The sequence below is a fragment of the Hymenobacter plasmatis genome, assembly GCF_020711255.1.
In the GTDB taxonomy this organism is placed as follows: domain Bacteria; phylum Bacteroidota; class Bacteroidia; order Cytophagales; family Hymenobacteraceae; genus Hymenobacter.
The window spans coordinates 1-17,469 of the sequence record NZ_JAJFAW010000015.1; the positions used below are offsets into that span (position 1 = coordinate 1).

The following is a 17,469-nucleotide window of genomic DNA, read 5'->3' on the forward strand; positions in this document are numbered from 1 at the left end:
AGCGGAGCCTAGGAACTCCCCTTGCAACTTACTGACTCGTTTCTTTTTGCCCTGCTAAAATCCCCAACACGCTCTTACATAAAAACGCCTGGAGAGGCACCAAATTGCGAGTTCGAAAAGGCATTGCCGATGCAACTGTTTACTAATAAAGCACTCTCCATCATAATATGTGAATGCAATTAGGCGCTACGCTAATTCCTCCACAATGGATAACTTAAATGGGAATTTACTAGAAGCAAAAGCAGGTTTAAAGTACTTCAACATTGTTCTCTGGTGTCTTAGAGAATAGAAAGTGCCTTTGAGCATATTTTTGTGACCCTCTCTAATCTTGGCGCTTCTAAAAGGCATTTGCAGAGTATTTGTAATATAATTCATAATAAACAGGATGTTGAAAATTACAAGACCAAAATAACCACTTTGCTTAAAAACAAGTAGCATAATCGATAGGTAAAATTGACGGTCCGTTTGTTCATTTTTAATCAAGCTAGAACTTGTACCCCCTCCAATGTGGGTAATACTAGCGTCTGGAGTGTACATTAGCCGATAGCCCTTGTCATTAATTCGATAGCACCATTCTGTCTCCTCACCATACATAAAAAAATCAGGGTCAAATGGTTTTACCTTCTCGACCACTGCTCTTCGCACCACCATAAATGCTCCCAGCATGGCTTGAACAGCATGCTCCTTCTCGTGCATTGACGCTACATATTCCTCCTGACGGTATTTGCCATAACCCACCTTTGATGCTACAAAACTTATAATTGCATTATTGAGCAAGGTCGCTTTTAGGCCTATGCGGTAATCCCAAGCTGAGTTCTGCCTGCTGCCATCGAGTGAAAGGATTTTACACCCCACTCCCGCTAAATCAGCCTCTTGCTTATGCAAATCCATATACCTTACGCATGTGTTTATCCCTTGATCTAGATTTAATGTATCCGAATTCAAAATCAAAAGGTATTCGCCCTTAGATACAGCAATTCCTAAATTATTTCCTCTAGCAAATCCACTGTTTTCAACACTCTTAATCAACTTTATCAAAGGAAATGCCATTCTAAAGTCTTCTGGGTCACGCTCTACAGAAGCATTATCAACTAGAATAACTTCAAAATCAAAATTCCAAGTGTTTTTATAGATATCGCGCAAACAATCACACGTCATCTCATAAGTGTTATAGTTTATTATGATTATCGAAAGTTTCATTTACTAAACATTTATGGGTTTAAACAAATAATAAGGGTCAAAATGCCTTGATTGTTGACGTAAATTTCTAAAACTCTGTTAGAAATTAGAGCTTATGAATGTTTATGCCGCTTAATGAGGCCAAAAACAGCCATTTTTCACAGGTAGCTTAGTAAGCTTGCTGCTACAGAGGTGCTATTTGATGCACCAAATATCCTCGTGCAACATAGCACTTTTAATATTCAACTGGCTCTTAGTCTTTCATCTCAGCTGATTTAAAGATTATCAATTGTGTTTCTGCAGAACACCAGTGATGGTTTCCTTTAACTGAACCAAGTCCACCAAAATGTCGGAATGGTTAGGGTCAAGGCCGGTCTGTACGATGGGGGAGCATAGCAGACAACTGTACTGTACTCCGATAGCCGATGCTAAGTGGTAATAGCATAGGTTCATGCTCTCAGCATTCATAAACTCTATTACATGCGAGCCGGTAGGCAAGAATAAAAGATTAGTCAGACCCGCACCGTGCATTCCAACCAGGATTTCCGAGTCGCGCAACAATTCAACTTGTTCGGCGAAACTATGGTCTTCTAGGTAGACTACTGCGAAATCGTACTGATGTAACAAGGCTACCACTTGCGCCTCATTGCACGGTTTTCGTTTATGAGCACGTGCGCGCGAAACGTAGAGGCGCTTTGGTTTATGAGGCGTAGCTAGCGGCGTCGCGTGTTGCAGCAAAGCATCGCGAACCTGCTGAATGAGTTCAGGGTCATGCAATCCCCCGGATGCCACGGGCTCTGGAAAAATCAATTCGTTGACTTTCACCACGTCCTGTTTTCCAATAAAGTGCAGATTACAGAAACCGAGGTAGGCTAAGCTTTCTCGCGCAAAAGCCGGTAAGGCATGTGGCAACAGCAGGGTACATGTTGAGTAATGCTGGCGCAGCAACAAAAGGCGGGGCAAGGCATCGCAAAACCAGTGGTAGTAGTTCTGAGCTGACCAACTCTCGTATGCTAGCACCAAAGGCAGTTGGGTATCGGCCAAGGGGTGCCGTACCTGTGCCCCCCATTGGCGGGCTAAGAAAGCACTTTTTTGCCGCCCTTCTAAAGAACTATACACATGCGCCGGGTTGTCGGGACGCACCAGACTTGGCTGAAAGATGCGGCCGTTCCGAAATACAACTCCTAAGTATGAAACATACACGTTGCGCAGCGTGTAGAGGTATTTGGGGGAAAAGGATATCGGTTCTCGAAACCTATCTGCATGGCTAGCGGGAATAGTGGCCATATTGACTGGTAGTGTCGCAGTAAAAGCAGGTATTGCATCCCGCATGGCCAATTTTGCAGATTGCTCGTCTGTCCATTCGGGCAATAGTGCAACGGCTTTATCCGCAAGGTCCATAAGCACCCGTTTAAAGCGAGAAATAACTGATGTGGACATCTGAATCTTGAATGAACTAGAAAAGTTCGGCAATTATTTTCCCAAAATGAAAAGCAAAAGTACTCCTCAGTAAACTGAGGAGGTACAGTTCAGGAGGACAGCACTGTAATGTAGCCTATAAAAGAGCATGTCAAGAACTGCAAGTAATTGGTAGACAGAAATATCAGTCAAATCATTCCTTTTCTTCATCCTACCAAAGATGTATAAGACGGACTTGATTGATTCCCAGTGGCATTTTATTCAAGTAGCCTTTCCGATATGCGCTGCCACATTCATTCGCGGCGCCTGATTGTCAACGCTTGGCTCTACTGGTCCAAGAGCCGCTGCCAGTTGCGGCTCTTGCCACAGGAGTTCCCACCCTTTCCGCTGGTCTACTGCTATTTCCGCCGCTGGCAAGCCGAAGTCCGCTGGGCGGGTCAAGTAGTTCCTTGCGCTCCGCCACCGCCAGCGGGCGACTCCCTTACGCCTCCCGGGCCCGAACAGCGTGGCCTGGCTCAATGCCCAATCCATCAGATGCAGTGAGCGCGGCGTGCTAGCCAATGGCTTTGACGCGCACAAGAAAATCCAGGGTCGCAAATACGAGCGCGTGGTTGATACGGGCGGCTTGCTGCTGGCCACTTACGTCGGGCCACGAAAACGACTGGGTCGGCGACAAAGCAGCCCTCTATACCTGCATAAGCAAGGCTTTAAGCAGCTTCGCTTTGTGATGGCTGATGCCGGCGAAGGCGACCGACCCCTAGCCGATCGGGCCCAAGTCACCAAAACTTTTCAACCAACTGAATTACATCAGGACTACGCTCTTCTTACTTAAAAAACGTCGCGCACTACGTACAGCGGCCGCTGCCGCGCCGCGTCAAGTCCGCGCCACACGTACTCGCCTATTACTCCCAGCGCTATCATCTGAAAAGCAGAGACAAACAGCAGCACAACCATCAGCGTGGTCCATCCTGCAGGCTCGTTAGCACTTGAAATTTTCAGGGCAATGACGTAAAGTCCATATAATAAAGCAATAGCACCAAGGCTAAGACCCAGTACTGAAATAGCCCGAATGGGCACAAAGGAGAAAGCCATTAGCGAATCAATGAATAGCTTTACCTTCTTGGAAAGCGTCCAGCGCGATTTGCCGATTTGACGCTTACGGCGGGTATACGGGATATTTACGTAGGCAAAACCCATCCATACCATAAGGTAGAACACGTTGGAATTCCGCTCGTGCAACTTAAGGACCTCAGTAGCTACTTGCCGGTCAAAGAACACGAAATCAAAGCCACCGTCGGGAATATTGCTCAGGGCCAGGTTCTTCATCAGCCAATGAAACAGCTTGGCCATGGCCACCGCAAGGCCGGCCTCTTCCCGGTCCTGGCGGTTGCCGATGACCAGTTTGTATCCCTGTCGCCAGTGGGCGTACATCTGAACTATCAGCTCGGGCGGGTCCTGCAGGTCGGCGGTGATGACGGCCATGCAGTCGCCGGTGGCGTACGCCATGCCGGCCACGATGGCGTTGTAGGAACCCACGTTACTTGCTAGGTCCACGATGCGGATAAAGCCGGGGTATTCGCCCTGCACCCGGCGCAGGGCGCCTAGGGTGTCGTCACCGGAGCCGTCGTTCACGAACACATACTCAAACGTTACGTCGGGCGGGAAATTCGTCTCATTCGCCACCAGTTCGCGGGCCGTAACCGGGACGTTATCCTCGTTAAAGTAGCAGGGAATGATGACAGAGAGCTTGGGCATAAGGGTAAAATAAAAAAACTTGGCGCGCAGTGAATTGACTAGCGCGGAAGGCTGCGAATGGCAGCGGCCACGGCGGCCACATGAGCTTCCTGCATGCCGGGCCACATGGGCAAACTCAGGCAGGTAGCGGCCAACTCTTCAGCGATAGGAAAGCGCCCGGCCGGCAGGTTCAGGCTGGCATATGCCTGCTGTCGGTGCGGTGGCACCGGATAGTGAATCATGGTGCTGATGCCGGCGGCTGCCAAGTGCTGCTGCAAGGCATCGCGGCGCCCGTGGTGCACCACGTAAAGGTGATAGACATTCGTAGCGCCGGGGGCCGTGCGTGGCAGATGTAACCCTTCGATGCCAGCCAAATGTTGCCCATACCAAGCGGCCACCTGCTGGCGCAGATCTGTCCAGGTGGGCAAATGCGGGAGCTTCACACGGAGCAAGGCTCCTTGCAACTCATCAAGGCGGGAGTTGTAGCCGACTACCGAATTATAGTACTTCTGCTGCGAGCCGTAATTGCGCAGCACCTGAAGCTTCTGGGCCAAATCTGCATCGTTGGTGGTTATGGCCCCGGCATCGCCGAGGGCGCCCAGGTTTTTGCCGGGGTAGAAGCTGGTACCGTTTACGGCCCCAAAACTGCCGGTTAGTTGGCCCTCGAACACAGCTCCCTGCGCCTGTGCATTGTCCTCCACCACCTGCAGGCCGTAGCGGTGGGCAATGGCCATAATTTCGCGCATGCGGCAGGCCTGGCCGTAGAGATGCACTGGCATGATGGCACGGGTGCGCGTCGTGAGAGCAGCCTCAATCAGTTTGGGGTTAAGGTTGCTGGTGATGGGGTCTGGCTCCACGGCCACGGGGGTGGCGCCCACTTGCGTCACGGCCAGCCAGGTGGCGATGTACGTATTGGATGGTACAATAACCTCGTCACCAGGACCTATTCCGAGCACTCGCAGGGCTAAGGTCAGTGCATCGAGGCCATTGGCCACGCCCACTGCATATTCAACGTGGTTGAAGGCAGCATACTCCTCTTCGAAGCGTTTCACCTCTTGGCCCAGCACGTACCAGTGCGAATCGTAAACGCGGGCGAAGGCTTCCGTCATGGCTCCACGTAACGGCCCATGTTGGGGCTCAAAAGACAGGAAGGGAACGTTCACGCCGCAAAGTTAATCTGAAAAGCAAGCCAGCACATGGGCCGTACTGCCCAGCCGAAAACCCAGCTTCTCACAGCTGCGAAAGACGGGCCGGTTTGTTGCTTGCGTGGTCATGAGCACATACGGCATCCCGAGTCCCGTCGCACGGCGCACGGCCTCAGCCACCAGCTTCACGTGCCAGCCGCGGTTTTGCGAGCCAACGGCAGCCAGCAGCACCCGCGACAACCCGCTGCCCTGGATATCGAGGTCTGGGGCTGTATCGGCAATGGCCAGAAATGAGTCTACCGGCAAACCAGCTTCATCGGGCACGAGCACGGCGTCGGCGGCGTAGGTGCCGGCTACGGCCGCTTCGGCGTAACGCGCCAACAGCGCATCGGCGCGGGATTCTCCAAACCAAGGGTCAGCATGAAACCGGTCATACGCGTTGCGCGCCGTGGCCGCTACCTGTCCGATGTGCGCGGCTTCATCTAACCTCGCTAGGCGCACTGGCACAACCGGCACGGCTAGAGGCTCGGCCGTGGACCGGTAAAAAGTCAGCCGGGTTTCAATCAGTCGCCAGCCCCCGCCGCTCAGGGCCTGCAAGAGGGCCACGTCTTCGGCCGGCACCACGCTGAAGGCGTAGTATGGCCCACGCTTGGCCAGTTCGCCACGCAGGTCCGCTGCCGCCTGAGCCAGCAGTTGTGGGTCCGTGTCCTTAGCAAATAACCCGGTAAACAGCCGATAGGTAGTGGTGCCGGAAAACTCCGAATCCCAAGGCAAGTGTCGTAGCAGCCATTGGCCTCCTGCACCAAGTGCCATCGGCAGCACTTCTTCCCCTACCCCACTGCCAAAGCGTATAGCCATTCCCGTGCCGTAGCGCGCCTGCTGAGCCACTGTCGGAAGCTCGCGCAAAAAATGCGTGGGGGAATGTAGCCCTAGCTCGGTGGCCCGAGCCGCTACCAGAGCCGCATCAACGGAAGGCATTATTTCGCCTGCCATACCCGCCTAAACTCATCGTAGTCCCGAATATAGTCGGCCTCGTTGTAGAGCACCGACGACAGCACCAACTGCACGGCTGAGTGTGAGTACTGCATGGTGTGCCAGGCATGCGGCGGCACGTACAATCCTACATTAGGGTCGTCGAGCCGAAAGGTTTGCATCGTTCCGTCGGCTAGCTCGGTGAGAACGGTGATGCGTCCAGCAGCGGCAATCAACACCTGCTCCGTCTCATGATGAGCATGCCGACCACGTACTATGCTCTCCGGCGTGTAGTAGGTCCAATATATCCGCTGAATGTCGAAGGGAACAAATGTATTTTGCTCAACGACAGAAATATAACCAATCTCTGGGTTGCCCAATTTAGGAAATTCTATCAAATGCGGGTTTAACATTGGACTGTTGTGTAAAAGCAAGGTTACCCTCTATCCCCTAAGAAGCTTCGGATAGCCGTAGCCACCGCTAGAATGCGCTCCTGCGTCATTCCCGGCCACATGGGCAAGCTCAAACACGTCGGGGCCAACTCCTCCGCCAGAGGATAGGTGCCCAGCAGAATGGCCAGGTGGGCGTAGGTCTGCTGCTGGGGCGGAATTGTGTAGTAAATAAGCGTACTCATTCCCTGCTCTGTCAGGTGTTGCTGCAGGGAAGCACCCTGAGTAGTTCGAAACACGTACAGGTGGTATACGTGCGTGGCACTGGGGTCCGTTACAAGCAGTAACAGGTCAGGTATCCCGGCAAGTTGCTGGTTATAGAGCTGAGCAACATTTTGACGCTGTAAAAACCATTGCGGCAAATAGTTAAGCTTAACCCGCAAAACGGCTGCCTATTGCTCATCCAGTAGCGAGTTATGGCCAATTACTTCGTTGTAGTATTTCTGCTGAGAGCCGTAGTTGCGCCATACCTGAATCTTATGCGCCCGTTCAGCATCATTCGTTGTAACAGCTCCGGCGTCGCCGTCCGCGCGCAGGTTCTTGGCCGGATAGAAGCTGGTGCTGTTCACGGCTCCGAAGCTTACGGTCATTCCTCCCATATGGCTCCCTGAGCCTGGGCGTTATCTTCAACCACCCACCAGTTGTGCCGACGGGCAACTTTCAGAATGGAGCCCATCTCGCAGGCTTGTCCGTAAAGATGTACAGGCATTATTCCTTTGGTGCGAGTCGTGATTGAGCTGTTTCCAAGCGAGCAGGGTCAATATTGTATGTGCAAGGACTTGGCTTGACAGGGACCGGCACAGCACCCACGAAGGATATGGCCAGCCAAGTAGCAATGTAGGTGTTGCTAGGAACAATGGTTTCGTCGCCCGGCTCCACCTCCAGCGCCTCTAATGCCAAGTGCAGTGCATCAAGGCCATTGGCGACGCCCACAGTGTGAGCAACGAGGTTGAATACGCTGTAGTCAGCTTCAAAATTCTTGACCTTCTCGCCAAGATATACTCTATACATCTGCAATAGCTACCAGGATTTTAGAGCGAATTGGGTTGTGTTGCTGGGCAAAAGATAGGAATGGATTATTCATCCATAGGAGGGTTACACAAAAAACTGCTAAGCAAAGATAATGGAGCCTTATCAGTTCGGGTGTTCATCCAAGAAGTGGTGTGGTCCAGTAAAAACGGACAGCGAGAAGTCTTAACTTCCGCTGCCCATGACTGAAAAACAGAATCCTGGAGGGGCCCCTCCACCCGCAAGAAATACACGCCGGCTTTCAAGGCCGAGTGGGTGCGCCAAGTAGCGGCCGGAGCCCGGCAAAGCGACGTGGCCCGTGCCAAAGGCATTACACCGGTGCTGCTGGACCACTGGCAGCGCCAGGCGCTTAAACAGGTCGTGCCCAGCAGCGCCGAACGTGCGGAAATCAAGCAACTGCGCGCCGAGCTCCGGCGCGTGGAAATGGAGCGCGACATTTTAAAAAAAGTCGTGACCATCTTTTCCCAACCGCTTCAATCATGAGCCGTTACGCGTTTATTCAAGGCTGCACGGAGCCGTGGCCGGTGCAGGTGCTCTGCCGCTTGTTGGCCGTGAGCGCGGCCGGCTATTACCAGTGGCGAGGGCGGCCTGCCGCCGAGGCACCCTGGCACCGAGCCGCCCAGCAAGCGTTTGCGTGCCATGCCAGCCGCTACGGTACCCGGCGGCTGCGGGCCGAATTGCGGACCAAAGGCCACGCTGCGCACGTGGCTGCGCCGGCACTGGCTGCGGGCCCTGAGCACCCGCCCGCAACGGCCCCGCACCACCGTGGCCGACCCGGCCGGCGGCCGTGGTCACCGAATACTGCTTGCTGGGCCAGCCCGCGCCCACCGCCCCTGACCAAGTGTAAGTCGGCGACATCACGTACTTGCCCCTGGTGGACGGGCGCTGGTGTTACCTGGCCACCTGGCGCGATGCCTACTCCCGGCGCGTGGTCGGCTGGCACCTGGCCGCGCAGATGCCGACTGAACTCGTGCTGCTGGCTCTAGAGCAGGCCCTGACGCTGCGCCAACCCGCGCCGGGCTTGATTATTCACGCCGACCGCAGCAGCAGTACACCAGCGCCGCTTGCCGGGCCCGTGTCGCCCAAGCCGGGGCCCCGCCCAGCGTCAGCAGGCCCCGAAAATTCCTACGACAACGCCCAGGCAGAATCCGGTTGGAGCACGCTCAAAACCGAATTGCTACCCCACTGCACTGCATTCGACTCCCTCGAAGAAGCCCGCCTGAAAGTGGCTCACAACCTCGACACCTACTTCAACCTCGACCGCCGCCATTCCGCCTTGGGCTACCACTCGCCCCACCAAATTGAACACAACTTGAAAAGCAACCCACCTTAGCTCACTGTCCGTTTCCACTAGACCACCCCAGCCTGCGCGCTGTACCTCAAGGCCTTTACACCGCGCACCACGGACTCGACCCACGGGCTGCGGTGCGCGGCGAAGCGGCTGCTTAACCAGCCCAAGCCGACCCAAGCGAACCGCGTCTGGGTCAGCGATATCACGTATTTGCCGCTGGCGAACGGCGAGTGGGCCTATCTGTGCGCCTTTCAGGACCTGGCCGGCAAGCAGGTGGTCGGCTGGCAAGTCGGGGCGACGATGCCGGAAGAATTGGTCACCAGGGCCTTGCAACGCGCTTTTTGGGCCCAGCCGCCGGCCCCAGGCCTGCTGGTGCATTCGGAACGCGGCGGGCATTATTGCGGCAACGCCTACCCAACGCTGATGCACGACCACGGAGCCGTGCGCTCGCAGAGCCGGCGCGGCGACTGCTACGACAATGGGCAGGCCGAAAGCCTCTTATCCCGGCTCAAAACAGAGGTGCTCGAACTACGCGAGCGGCCCGTTTTTGCCGACCTGGCCGATGCCTAAGCCAGCGTCACCGACTATTTTGACTACTACAACCACGAGCGCCTGCACTCCAGCATCGACTATCAGATACCCTATCATACTAACAAACAACTTCTTCAACCTAACACCCTAAACTGTCCAGCGTAATTGGACCACCTCAGTCTACACCCAACTACGCTGTAGGTGCGACAGAAGTGTTACCAATTGATATTAGCCGCTTCAACAGGCTTCCAACTGGGTCGATTTCCAAGCGGGGAAGCGTTCGAGTAGCTGCCAATGCCCCCATATCAGACCACTCTGCCCGGCGGGACCAAGCGCGGTCAAGTGCTTTATTTAGCGATATGGCCGAAGCGGTATCGGCAATGAAGCCGGTTTCTTCGTCATCCAACCAATCGCGCACAATCCCTACGTCGGCTGCCACAACGGGCAGGCCGCAGAGCATGGCTTCTTGCAGTACCATAGGCCCCGATTCAATACGGGACGGAATAACCACTAAGTCCGTGTTCTGCCACAGAGAGGCGGCGTCGGCAAAGTAGCCGCAGAGTTGAACGTGGTCTTCGAGGCCGTAGAAACGAATGAGTTCCTTCAGGTACTCGCGGTCAGGGCCCTGACCATAAAAATTAACACAAAACCTACGGTGGGCCCACTGGGGAGCAGTCAATGCTTCCAGCAGCACGTCATGCCCCTTGCGGTCTACATCAAAGCTGGCCACTACCGACAGGCGCGCTATACCATCAGTAGCTGGAGTATGTATCAGTGGGTAGGTAGCGGGTAGGTTCAAAGGGTTTTGAATAACCCTGGCATTGGCAATGGGGTCAACTAGCTGTCGCTGAATGGTGCGTAGCTGTTTATCCGATATCATAAGAACCTCCTTAGCATGGCCGAAAAGTGTCACTACTTTGCTGCGGGAGAAGTCGCGCTGCCGGGCGGGGTCGTTATAGTTGTGGCACACCAGCACAAACGGAACTTTCCGCAGCCATTCGGCAAGCTGGTTGTGGTAATAGAGGTCTATCCATCCCCCCTGGCTAACTACCACCACATCGGGGTTGAATTCTGCCAACGCCCGTACTTCGGGCAACACGCCTCCCCTAGGCAAGCGTCGCAACCAACTCAGTGCACGGTAGCGCAGGCTTCCCTCGTACCGCGAACGAAAAAATAAAGTGGCGCCTGCTTGCCCCAGCTGTTGGTAGGTGCCGGGCAGTTCCGGCCAGGCGTAAGCCGATACCATGACCTTGTGCCCTTCAGCCAGCGCCCGGGCGGCTGTGCGGGCCCAAAGCACCTCACTTCCTCCCTCGGGAGTGTCGTAGAGCAACGTTATAAATGCTATTCTCATGCTTTTGCCGTGTTCAGCTCTCGGTGTTGTCTTTTTTGCGTGCGCCTCCCCGCAGCCACAGCTTGGCTAGCCAGAGACTGTCGCGGTCAAACGGATTGTGGCATAAGCACCGCGCCAAGTATTGTAAAATTAAGCTACTTGGAAAGCGGGCTCTTATGAGGCGGCCCGTAAACTCTTGCAAGGCCTTAAGCTCCATAGCCGCTCGTTGGCTTGGGGTAGGTTGTGCCACCCCAAACGGCAGCTGCCCGCGGCGCTTCTTTTGGTACTTCAGGGCATTCAGCAGCCACGCACTATTGACGGAGCCGCGGGAATGGTGCTCCAGCACCAGGCCAAAGGTAACACACACCCGCATCCCCTGACGGAACAACTCGGTGCAATAGTCAATGTCGTAGAAATGAAAGTCTGTAAAGGTGGCCGAGTCGAAGGGGTGTTGCTCCCACACTTCCCGGCGGGAGCACATCCACAAACCATCGACTACAGCGACATCGGTGAGCGCAGCTGCTTCCGGGTTACACAAATCCATGCGGCTGCTTCCGTCCGCAAACACATTCATCACGTTTTCGCGGTATAGTTCGGGCCCGCAGCCCCACCACGCCGCGGGTGCAGCCAGTTGAAACATTCCTCCGACTACTCCAATAGCGCCTATGGTTTGGTCAGCCAATGTATCAACCACTACACTCCCCCACCCTTCCGTACGAAAGCGAATGTCTTCGTGCATAAAGCATAGCAAGGGATATTGTGCCTGCGATGCCCCTAGATTATACGCCTCGCAGATGCCATACTTACCCGTACTGTTATCAATTGCCAATAGCTCGTACGGCACACCAATGGTCTTCTTTACATTTTCGCTGACAGCAGCTAAATCAACCGCTTTACGGGAGCATATTACGAGTGATAACACAGCCGGCTACGCTTTAAGATACCTGTGTATTTCTCTTCAGCTTACCCGTAATCTTAAATAAAAATCCGTCGCCTAGCATCATGCGAAGTCCACTCATGCCGTTGCTCAGCAGGTAATGCTGCAGTTCGGCGCGAAATTGCTGCGGGAATGATGGTTCAATATCTTTAAATGCTCTGTAAATCTGCCGATGCCGGCTTATCGGGACTTTCTTGTATACGAACGAATAAAACCATAAATCAAGCAGATAACGCAAGGCCTTCGCGTAAGCAGTGGCATCAGCCGGACCATAAGCTCGCATAGCCGATAATATCTGCACCGATTCGAGTAGCGAAGTGCCATTTAGGTCATTGCGGCTGCGGACGTTGTTACTATGAGTGCGGAAATAATTCAGTTGGCGCGACACAAACGCTGCTTTGCCGCGTGATAGAATGCGAGCCCAGTATAGCCAATCGCCGCACACTTTCATGCTTACTGCTGCTTCCCCTGCTTCCAAGAGAGTACTCCTACGTAGCAGCACGGCGCTGGCGTTAGGTATAATGTTACGGTAGGACATAAAGCGCTGAATAAGCTTATGTCCATCCATTACAAAATCTTGAGTGAACAATTCAGGGTCAAGCTGTGCCATAAACCATTGCCAAGTGCCCGATACCTTGTCGTGTTCATCCATATTATAAGAGTCACAATAGGCCAATACCACTTCAGGGTTAGCTTCTAAGTATGACATCAGGGTTTCCACTAAGGTAGGCTCGGCGGCGTCATCACTCTCAGCAATCCAGATGTATGCGCCTGTCGCTAGTGTAATGCCCTTATTCCACTGCTTGAACGTATTGCCACCGTTTCTATCGTTAAGAACGACTTTAATGCGAGAATCTTTGCTTGCATAATGGGCAATGATTTCCCGGCTGTTATCAGTCGAACAATCATCCATCAGAATTATCTCCAAGTTGGGATACGTCTGTTGCAAGACACTTTCAATTCGCCTTGGCAAATATTTAGCGTGATTGAAATTGGGAATAATAACTGTAACCATTGAAGTCATGTACGAAAGTAATTATTAGATCAAATCAAGAGAGGTCTTATCTTACAAGAATTTTCTTATAAGACTAACTATTTCATTAGCAGATATATCAACGGTATGCCTTGCTCGCATTTTGCGAGCACCATTAGTACCCAACCTCAAACGCTCAGTCTTATCATTGCTTAACCTAACAACTGCCTGTGCCATTATATCTGTACGTAGGTAGGGCACTACAATGCCACAATCTGTTTCAACAAATTCAGGCATTCCTCCTGAATCCTTGAAACAAATAATAGGCTTTCCAAGGGAAGCCGCTTCTAAACAAACTAAGGGATAGGCATCTTCGCGTGAAGTCAATAAGAATATGTCAGATCCTGACATATACTCATGAATATTTGTCTTCTGCCCTATAAATTTCACTTTGTCATTCAATCCTGCTCGAGCCAAATCGTACTGCCCTCTTACTCCAGTATAAGAATCTAGCCCCCCACCGACCCAGATGAAATAAGTCGTCTGCCCTTCTATTTCTTGCACTTGCTGCGCTACTTGAATAAACAAATCTGGTGATTTGCGCCACTCAATTGTACCTGATGCCATTACTAATAAGGCATTTTCTGGAATGCAGAGTTCATTACGTATATTTTGACGGCTCATTTCAAATTGAGCAGATTCAAGCACTGGAATAAACTCGTGGACTTTTGCAACTTTATCTTCTGACACATTATGTGCCTTAATTAGATTAATAGATACTGCTTCAGAAGCAGCTATAAAAAAATTTACACGCTTTGCTAATTTTGTGAATTTATCATTACCAATAGATTCCTGGATAATCAGTTGAAGTTCATGTACGTGACACATAACTGGACAACGCAAAATATCACTAAGCTCTGTTGCTAGTTCTAAAGTCACTATTGTGTTTGCATAAATCAAATTTGGGGCTAAATCCCTTAACTCATTTTTTACGTCACGATAATCATCGATTCTCTCATTCAATAACCGCTTAATATTGCGTTTCCACCTTGACATTGGCGGGTTCTTCCTCCAGACGAATGTATTCGCAATTTGTTCAAAATCAACTTGCATATCGCCACCCCCTTTTAGAATTAGGACGGATGGCTCCAAATCTGTTTGTTCTTTTAACCACCTGATCAAGTGCAACAATACAATTGGAGCTCCTGTCCTTGTCGCTTCATGAGAAATAAATAAAATCTTTTTCATAAAGCTAGGATTCAATAGATTAAAAACCGATTTGGTAGCGAACCCGCTTTTTGCCAGATAAAGTCTTTGAGCAAGTTGTACTGTGCTTTTTAATTTAAAATATTTTTTTTACTCTATTTAATACAGGAGAGAAGTAGAAACGTTTCAAATAATACTCTAAACCAAAGCAGTCGTAACATAGCGCTTTGTACACAGACTTATTTAAACCGGGTGTGTTGTTAACAAATCCCTCAAACATTAGCTTCATCTTTTTCGATATCTCTCCCTTGTCGATTGGATAACCAAGCGCCGCAAACCTATTCATTAGAGTATTAATATTTTTAATATATTCACCATTATTCACAACCCGAGAGGTTTCGCTGCTTGAATGGTCACGGTATCCACATAAATAATCATTAATTTGTAAACCCTTGCACTTGTATATAATTCTTACCCACATTTCCCAATCAAAAACAAAACTCATGTTTGTATCAAACAAACCTAAATTGGTATAAGATTGGCGACGAACCACTACTGCCGGAGTACGTAAGGGATTATCGTACATCAATTCCTCTATATTATTTGTAGGCGCCAACAATTGCTTACTAGGTTCCATTCTATAAATAACTTGGCTTGATTCATTGATAACCTCTGCTGTGCAGCTTATCAGCCCGACATCTGGATGAGAGTCCAACTTTGAACCCATTACCTTATAAAAATCCTCATTTACTAAATCGTCTGCGTTTAAAATATGGATGTATTTGCCTTTTGATAATTTAACACACTGGTTAAAATTATTAATCATTCCAATATTAGACTTATTTTGCGCCCACTGCACACGCCCTTTACCTACTGATTTAACTATGTCTATCGTATTATCAGTGGAGCAATTATCCACTACCACTATTTCCATCTCCTCTTCACTATAATTCTGCATAATCACACTATTCAGTGTCTCGGCTAAATACCGACTAGCATTATAAGCCGGTATCATAACAGACCAAATAGGATTATCAAGAACCTTCATTTTTTTATACGTTGGATCAAACAACTGAAATTAAAGATAGCATATTATTTACCTAGAAACTTATTGACTACATCTACTATGTAATCATAATGCTCTTCTTGCAACCCAGGCCACACACCCAACCAGAACGAACGGTTCATGATGGTATCGGTATTCGTCAGGTTACCGACCACGCGGTGTTCAATACCAACGTAAGCCGGCTGACGTAGTAGGTTGCCGGCAAACAGCAGGCGCGTACCAATTTTATGGTCTTCCAGATGCTGCACCAGTTCCTGTCGGTTTATGCGGCTGTCGTCGCGCAGGGTGAGCAGGAAGCCAAACCAACTGGGCTCGGAGCCTGGCGTGGGCTCAGGGAGAATGAAATGTTCTTCAAACTGCTTCATTTTGGCGAGCAGCATCGCGTGGTTCTCGCGGCGGCGCTGCACAAAGAAATCAGCCTTGTTGAGCTGACTTAGGCCAATGGCGGCCTGCATGTCGGTCACCTTCAAGTTGAAGCCGATGTGCGAGTACGTGTATTTGTGGTCGTAGCCGTAGGGCAGCTCGCCCAGCTGCCAGCAGAAGCGTTTGTTGCAGGTATTGTCTTTGCCGGGTTCGCAGTAGCAGTCGCGGCCCCAGTCGCGGAAGCTTTCGGCTATCTTCTTAAGCCGGATGTTATTGATGAGCACGGCGCCGCCCTCCCCCATGGTGATGTGGTGGGCCGGGTAGAAGGAAAGCGTGGCGAGGTCGCCGAAGGTGCCCGTTTTCTGACCGTTGTATGTGGCCCCCAGCGAGTCGCAGTCGTCTTCAATTACCCAGAGATTGTACTTCTGGGCCACGCGCATCACCTCGGCCAGGTTGAAGGGGTTGCCCAGGGTGTGAGCCATCATGATGGCCTTGGTTTTGGGCGTTATGGCCTGCTCCAGCAGTTCAACTTTGATGTTGTAGGTGGGAATATCAACGTCGATAAACACCGGCACGCAGCCGAATTGTATAATTGGGTTGACGGTGGTGGGAAAACCTGCGGCCACCGTAATCACTTCATCGCCGGGCTTGATGGCACGGTCGCCAAGCTTGGGCGAAGTCAGGGTATAGAAGGCCACAAGATTAGCCGAAGAACCCGAGTTTACCACTAGTGCCGACTTGCAGCCAAACCACTTGGCCAGCTTTTGCTCGAACTTAGGACCGAAGCGGCCGGTAGTGAGCCAACCATCCAGAGTGGCTTCCACCCCATAAAGCAGGTCATCGGCATCAAGTACTTTGCCCGTCACAGGGATGTAATCTACACCGGGTTTAATAGACTTGGTAACATTTTTATGTGCAACCTGAGTCAATGCGCCCAACAAGCCATTCTCTTCTGTGATATTCTTAAGCATGTAACTTGGTAGTTAGGTAGTCGTCAACGTTAGTAAAGCGAAAATCAGGAAATTCGCTCAAAAATTTTCGAGCCAGCAACCCCCCATTAAGTGGACGAGCCGCCGCTTGAGCCAAGGCTTGGGTGTTGGTAAGTGTTAACGCTGCTTTCTCGTAAGCAAATTTGTGTATCACCCGTTCCGCTAATTGAAAGCGGTTCATGTAATCAGTACTCCCTAAATGATAAAGGCCTTGTTTTTTGCCATTTAATAGCACCTTAATAGCTTTGGCAACATCGCGGGCATTGATGGGAGTAGCGTACTGGTCGTGTGGAAGCGTCAAAGCAATTGGCTCGCTGGCTGCAATCTGATTGAGCATGCGAGCGATGAAGTTTTTTCCACGCAACTCGTCTCCATAAACATTGGTAATACGCAGAATTAGGTAGGCCAAACCGCTGTTGACCACTAATTGTTCTGCTGCCAGCTTGTGAGCACCATATACACAAATGGGGTTTACTGGGTGTCCTTCAGCATAAGGCCCCTGCTCGCCATCGAACACATAATCAGTGGATATGAATATAAATTTAGAGTTATGCCGGCGCGCCGCTGCGAGTAGATTCTGAGTTGAAACCACTGTTTTCAAATGGCTTTCTTCTGGGTGGCTCTCGCAGTAGTCCACAAACGTAAGCGCACCGCAGTGCACGATAACCTCAGGCCCAAACTCATCCAACGACGCATTCTGGGTGTCTGCTAAGTCGCAAGAGTTGAAATAAACGCTGTTGGTCGTCTCAAATGATAAGTGAGTGCCCAACACCGCAAACTCATCGAACTGGCTTAAATAAGCCTGGCAATTACTTCCTACTAGGCCTGATGCCCCTACAATCAGAATATTCATTGA

The 17,469-nt window shown here is 51.1% G+C and carries 18 protein-coding genes and 2 pseudogenes; 5 read left to right on the plus strand and 15 right to left on the minus strand.

Features of this window, described 5'->3' with window-relative positions; all coding sequences use genetic code 11:
• Positions 1 to 186: 186 nt before the first annotated feature.
• Positions 187 to 1,200 carry a glycosyltransferase family 2 protein gene (locus LJ738_RS11945; RefSeq protein ID WP_227786541.1) on the minus strand — a complete coding sequence of 338 codons (1,014 nt, stop codon included), beginning with the start codon at positions 1,198 to 1,200 and terminating at the stop codon, positions 187 to 189.
• 264 nt (positions 1,201 to 1,464) lie between these two features.
• Entirely contained in the window at positions 1,465 to 2,619 is a 1,155-nt protein-coding gene (locus LJ738_RS11950; protein WP_227786542.1) for a glycosyltransferase family 61 protein, read from the minus strand.
• Positions 2,620 to 2,877: 258 nt separating this feature from the next.
• On the opposite strand from LJ738_RS11950, the gene LJ738_RS21615 reads away from it, so the two are divergent.
• The gene (locus LJ738_RS21615) at positions 2,878 to 3,141 is read left to right on the plus strand and encodes a transposase (protein ID WP_227786543.1); all 264 of its coding nucleotides are present in this window, start codon (positions 2,878 to 2,880) and stop codon (positions 3,139 to 3,141) included.
• Positions 3,142 to 3,426: 285 nt separating this feature from the next.
• On the opposite strand, the gene LJ738_RS11960 is transcribed toward LJ738_RS21615, so the two are convergent.
• The 6 genes and pseudogenes from LJ738_RS11960 to LJ738_RS21305 form a co-directional block, all read right to left on the minus strand.
• Positions 3,427 to 4,353 (minus strand): glycosyltransferase family 2 protein, encoded by a 927-nt coding sequence (locus LJ738_RS11960; RefSeq protein ID WP_227786544.1) that lies wholly within the window; start codon positions 4,351 to 4,353, stop codon positions 3,427 to 3,429.
• 38 nt (positions 4,354 to 4,391) lie between these two features.
• Positions 4,392 to 5,441, minus strand: coding sequence for a DegT/DnrJ/EryC1/StrS family aminotransferase (locus LJ738_RS11965; protein WP_227786545.1), 1,050 nt, complete (start codon positions 5,439 to 5,441; stop codon positions 4,392 to 4,394).
• 63 nt (positions 5,442 to 5,504) lie between these two features.
• Entirely contained in the window at positions 5,505 to 6,251 is a 747-nt protein-coding gene (locus LJ738_RS11970) for a GNAT family protein (protein ID WP_227786546.1), read from the minus strand.
• 203 nt (positions 6,252 to 6,454) lie between these two features.
• Entirely contained in the window at positions 6,455 to 6,862 is a 408-nt protein-coding gene (locus LJ738_RS11975) for a sugar 3,4-ketoisomerase (protein WP_227786547.1), read from the minus strand.
• Positions 6,863 to 6,885: 23 nt separating this feature from the next.
• A pseudogene (locus LJ738_RS21295) lies at positions 6,886 to 7,607 on the minus strand (DegT/DnrJ/EryC1/StrS family aminotransferase).
• Positions 7,607 to 7,909 (minus strand): DegT/DnrJ/EryC1/StrS family aminotransferase, encoded by a 303-nt coding sequence (locus tag LJ738_RS21305; RefSeq protein ID WP_262907667.1) that lies wholly within the window; start codon positions 7,907 to 7,909, stop codon positions 7,607 to 7,609. Before LJ738_RS21305 ends, LJ738_RS21295 begins: the two are co-directional and overlap by 1 nt.
• Before the next feature lie 246 nt (positions 7,910 to 8,155).
• Between LJ738_RS21305 and LJ738_RS11985 the strand changes: the two are divergent.
• From LJ738_RS11985 to LJ738_RS12000, 4 genes and pseudogenes are all read left to right on the plus strand, one after another.
• A pseudogene (locus LJ738_RS11985) lies at positions 8,156 to 8,410 on the plus strand (transposase); the annotation flags it as partial.
• 156 nt (positions 8,411 to 8,566) lie between these two features.
• Positions 8,567 to 8,764, plus strand: a complete 198-nt coding sequence (locus tag LJ738_RS11990; protein ID WP_227786549.1) for a hypothetical protein — start codon at positions 8,567 to 8,569, stop codon at positions 8,762 to 8,764.
• Positions 8,765 to 8,783: 19 nt separating this feature from the next.
• Positions 8,784 to 9,260, plus strand: a complete 477-nt coding sequence (locus tag LJ738_RS11995) for a DDE-type integrase/transposase/recombinase (RefSeq protein WP_302717382.1) — start codon at positions 8,784 to 8,786, stop codon at positions 9,258 to 9,260.
• Between the two features lie 108 nt (positions 9,261 to 9,368).
• Positions 9,369 to 9,788, plus strand: coding sequence for a DDE-type integrase/transposase/recombinase (locus LJ738_RS12000; protein ID WP_227786646.1), 420 nt, complete (start codon positions 9,369 to 9,371; stop codon positions 9,786 to 9,788).
• Between the two features lie 151 nt (positions 9,789 to 9,939).
• On the opposite strand, the gene LJ738_RS12005 is transcribed toward LJ738_RS12000, so the two are convergent.
• The 7 genes from LJ738_RS12005 to LJ738_RS12035 form a co-directional block, all read right to left on the minus strand.
• Complete coding sequence (locus LJ738_RS12005; protein WP_227786551.1) at positions 9,940 to 11,079, minus strand: glycosyltransferase family 4 protein; 1,140 nt, start codon at positions 11,077 to 11,079, stop codon at positions 9,940 to 9,942.
• Between the two features lie 34 nt (positions 11,080 to 11,113).
• Positions 11,114 to 12,001, minus strand: coding sequence for a glycosyltransferase (locus LJ738_RS12010; RefSeq protein ID WP_227786552.1), 888 nt, complete (start codon positions 11,999 to 12,001; stop codon positions 11,114 to 11,116).
• Positions 12,002 to 12,014: 13 nt separating this feature from the next.
• Positions 12,015 to 13,040: a glycosyltransferase family 2 protein gene (locus tag LJ738_RS12015; RefSeq protein ID WP_227786553.1), complete on the minus strand. Its 1,026-nt coding sequence runs from the start codon at positions 13,038 to 13,040 to the stop codon at positions 12,015 to 12,017.
• 42 nt (positions 13,041 to 13,082) lie between these two features.
• Positions 13,083 to 14,237 carry a glycosyltransferase family 4 protein gene (locus tag LJ738_RS12020; protein WP_227786554.1) on the minus strand — a complete coding sequence of 385 codons (1,155 nt, stop codon included), beginning with the start codon at positions 14,235 to 14,237 and terminating at the stop codon, positions 13,083 to 13,085.
• 94 nt (positions 14,238 to 14,331) lie between these two features.
• A complete protein-coding gene (locus LJ738_RS12025; RefSeq protein WP_227786555.1) occupies positions 14,332 to 15,267 on the minus strand; it encodes a glycosyltransferase in 936 nt (311 codons plus the stop codon).
• 20 nt (positions 15,268 to 15,287) lie between these two features.
• Entirely contained in the window at positions 15,288 to 16,595 is a 1,308-nt protein-coding gene (gene rfbH, locus LJ738_RS12030; RefSeq protein WP_227786556.1) for a lipopolysaccharide biosynthesis protein RfbH, read from the minus strand.
• Positions 16,588 to 17,466: an SDR family oxidoreductase gene (locus LJ738_RS12035; RefSeq protein ID WP_227786557.1), complete on the minus strand. Its 879-nt coding sequence runs from the start codon at positions 17,464 to 17,466 to the stop codon at positions 16,588 to 16,590. Before LJ738_RS12035 ends, rfbH begins: the two co-directional genes overlap by 8 nt.
• Positions 17,467 to 17,469: the final 3 nt, after the last annotated feature.

Bases quoted from the DNA above. Each gene is read 5' to 3' on its own strand.
- LJ738_RS11960 (WP_227786544.1), bottom strand. From the start codon at position 4,353: ATGCCCAAGCTCTCTGTCATCATTCCCTGCTACTTTAACGAGGATAAC.
- LJ738_RS11975 (WP_227786547.1), bottom strand. From the start codon at position 6,862: ATGTTAAACCCGCATTTGATAGAATTTCCTAAATTGGGCAACCCAGAG.
- LJ738_RS21305 (WP_262907667.1), bottom strand. From the start codon at position 7,909: ATGTATAGAGTATATCTTGGCGAGAAGGTCAAGAATTTTGAAGCTGAC.
- LJ738_RS12020 (WP_227786554.1), bottom strand. From the start codon at position 14,237: ATGAAAAAGATTTTATTTATTTCTCATGAAGCGACAAGGACAGGAGCT.
- LJ738_RS11945 (WP_227786541.1), bottom strand. From the start codon at position 1,200: ATGAAACTTTCGATAATCATAATAAACTATAACACTTATGAGATGACG.
- LJ738_RS21615 (WP_227786543.1), top strand. From the start codon at position 2,878: ATGCGCTGCCACATTCATTCGCGGCGCCTGATTGTCAACGCTTGGCTC.
- LJ738_RS12015 (WP_227786553.1), bottom strand. From the start codon at position 13,040: ATGACTTCAATGGTTACAGTTATTATTCCCAATTTCAATCACGCTAAA.
- LJ738_RS11950 (WP_227786542.1), bottom strand. From the start codon at position 2,619: ATGTCCACATCAGTTATTTCTCGCTTTAAACGGGTGCTTATGGACCTT.
- LJ738_RS11965 (WP_227786545.1), bottom strand. From the start codon at position 5,441: ATGACGGAAGCCTTCGCCCGCGTTTACGATTCGCACTGGTACGTGCTG.
- rfbH (WP_227786556.1), bottom strand. From the start codon at position 16,595: ATGCTTAAGAATATCACAGAAGAGAATGGCTTGTTGGGCGCATTGACT.
- LJ738_RS12035 (WP_227786557.1), bottom strand. From the start codon at position 17,466: ATGAATATTCTGATTGTAGGGGCATCAGGCCTAGTAGGAAGTAATTGC.
- LJ738_RS11990 (WP_227786549.1), top strand. From the start codon at position 8,567: ATGCCAGCCGCTACGGTACCCGGCGGCTGCGGGCCGAATTGCGGACCA.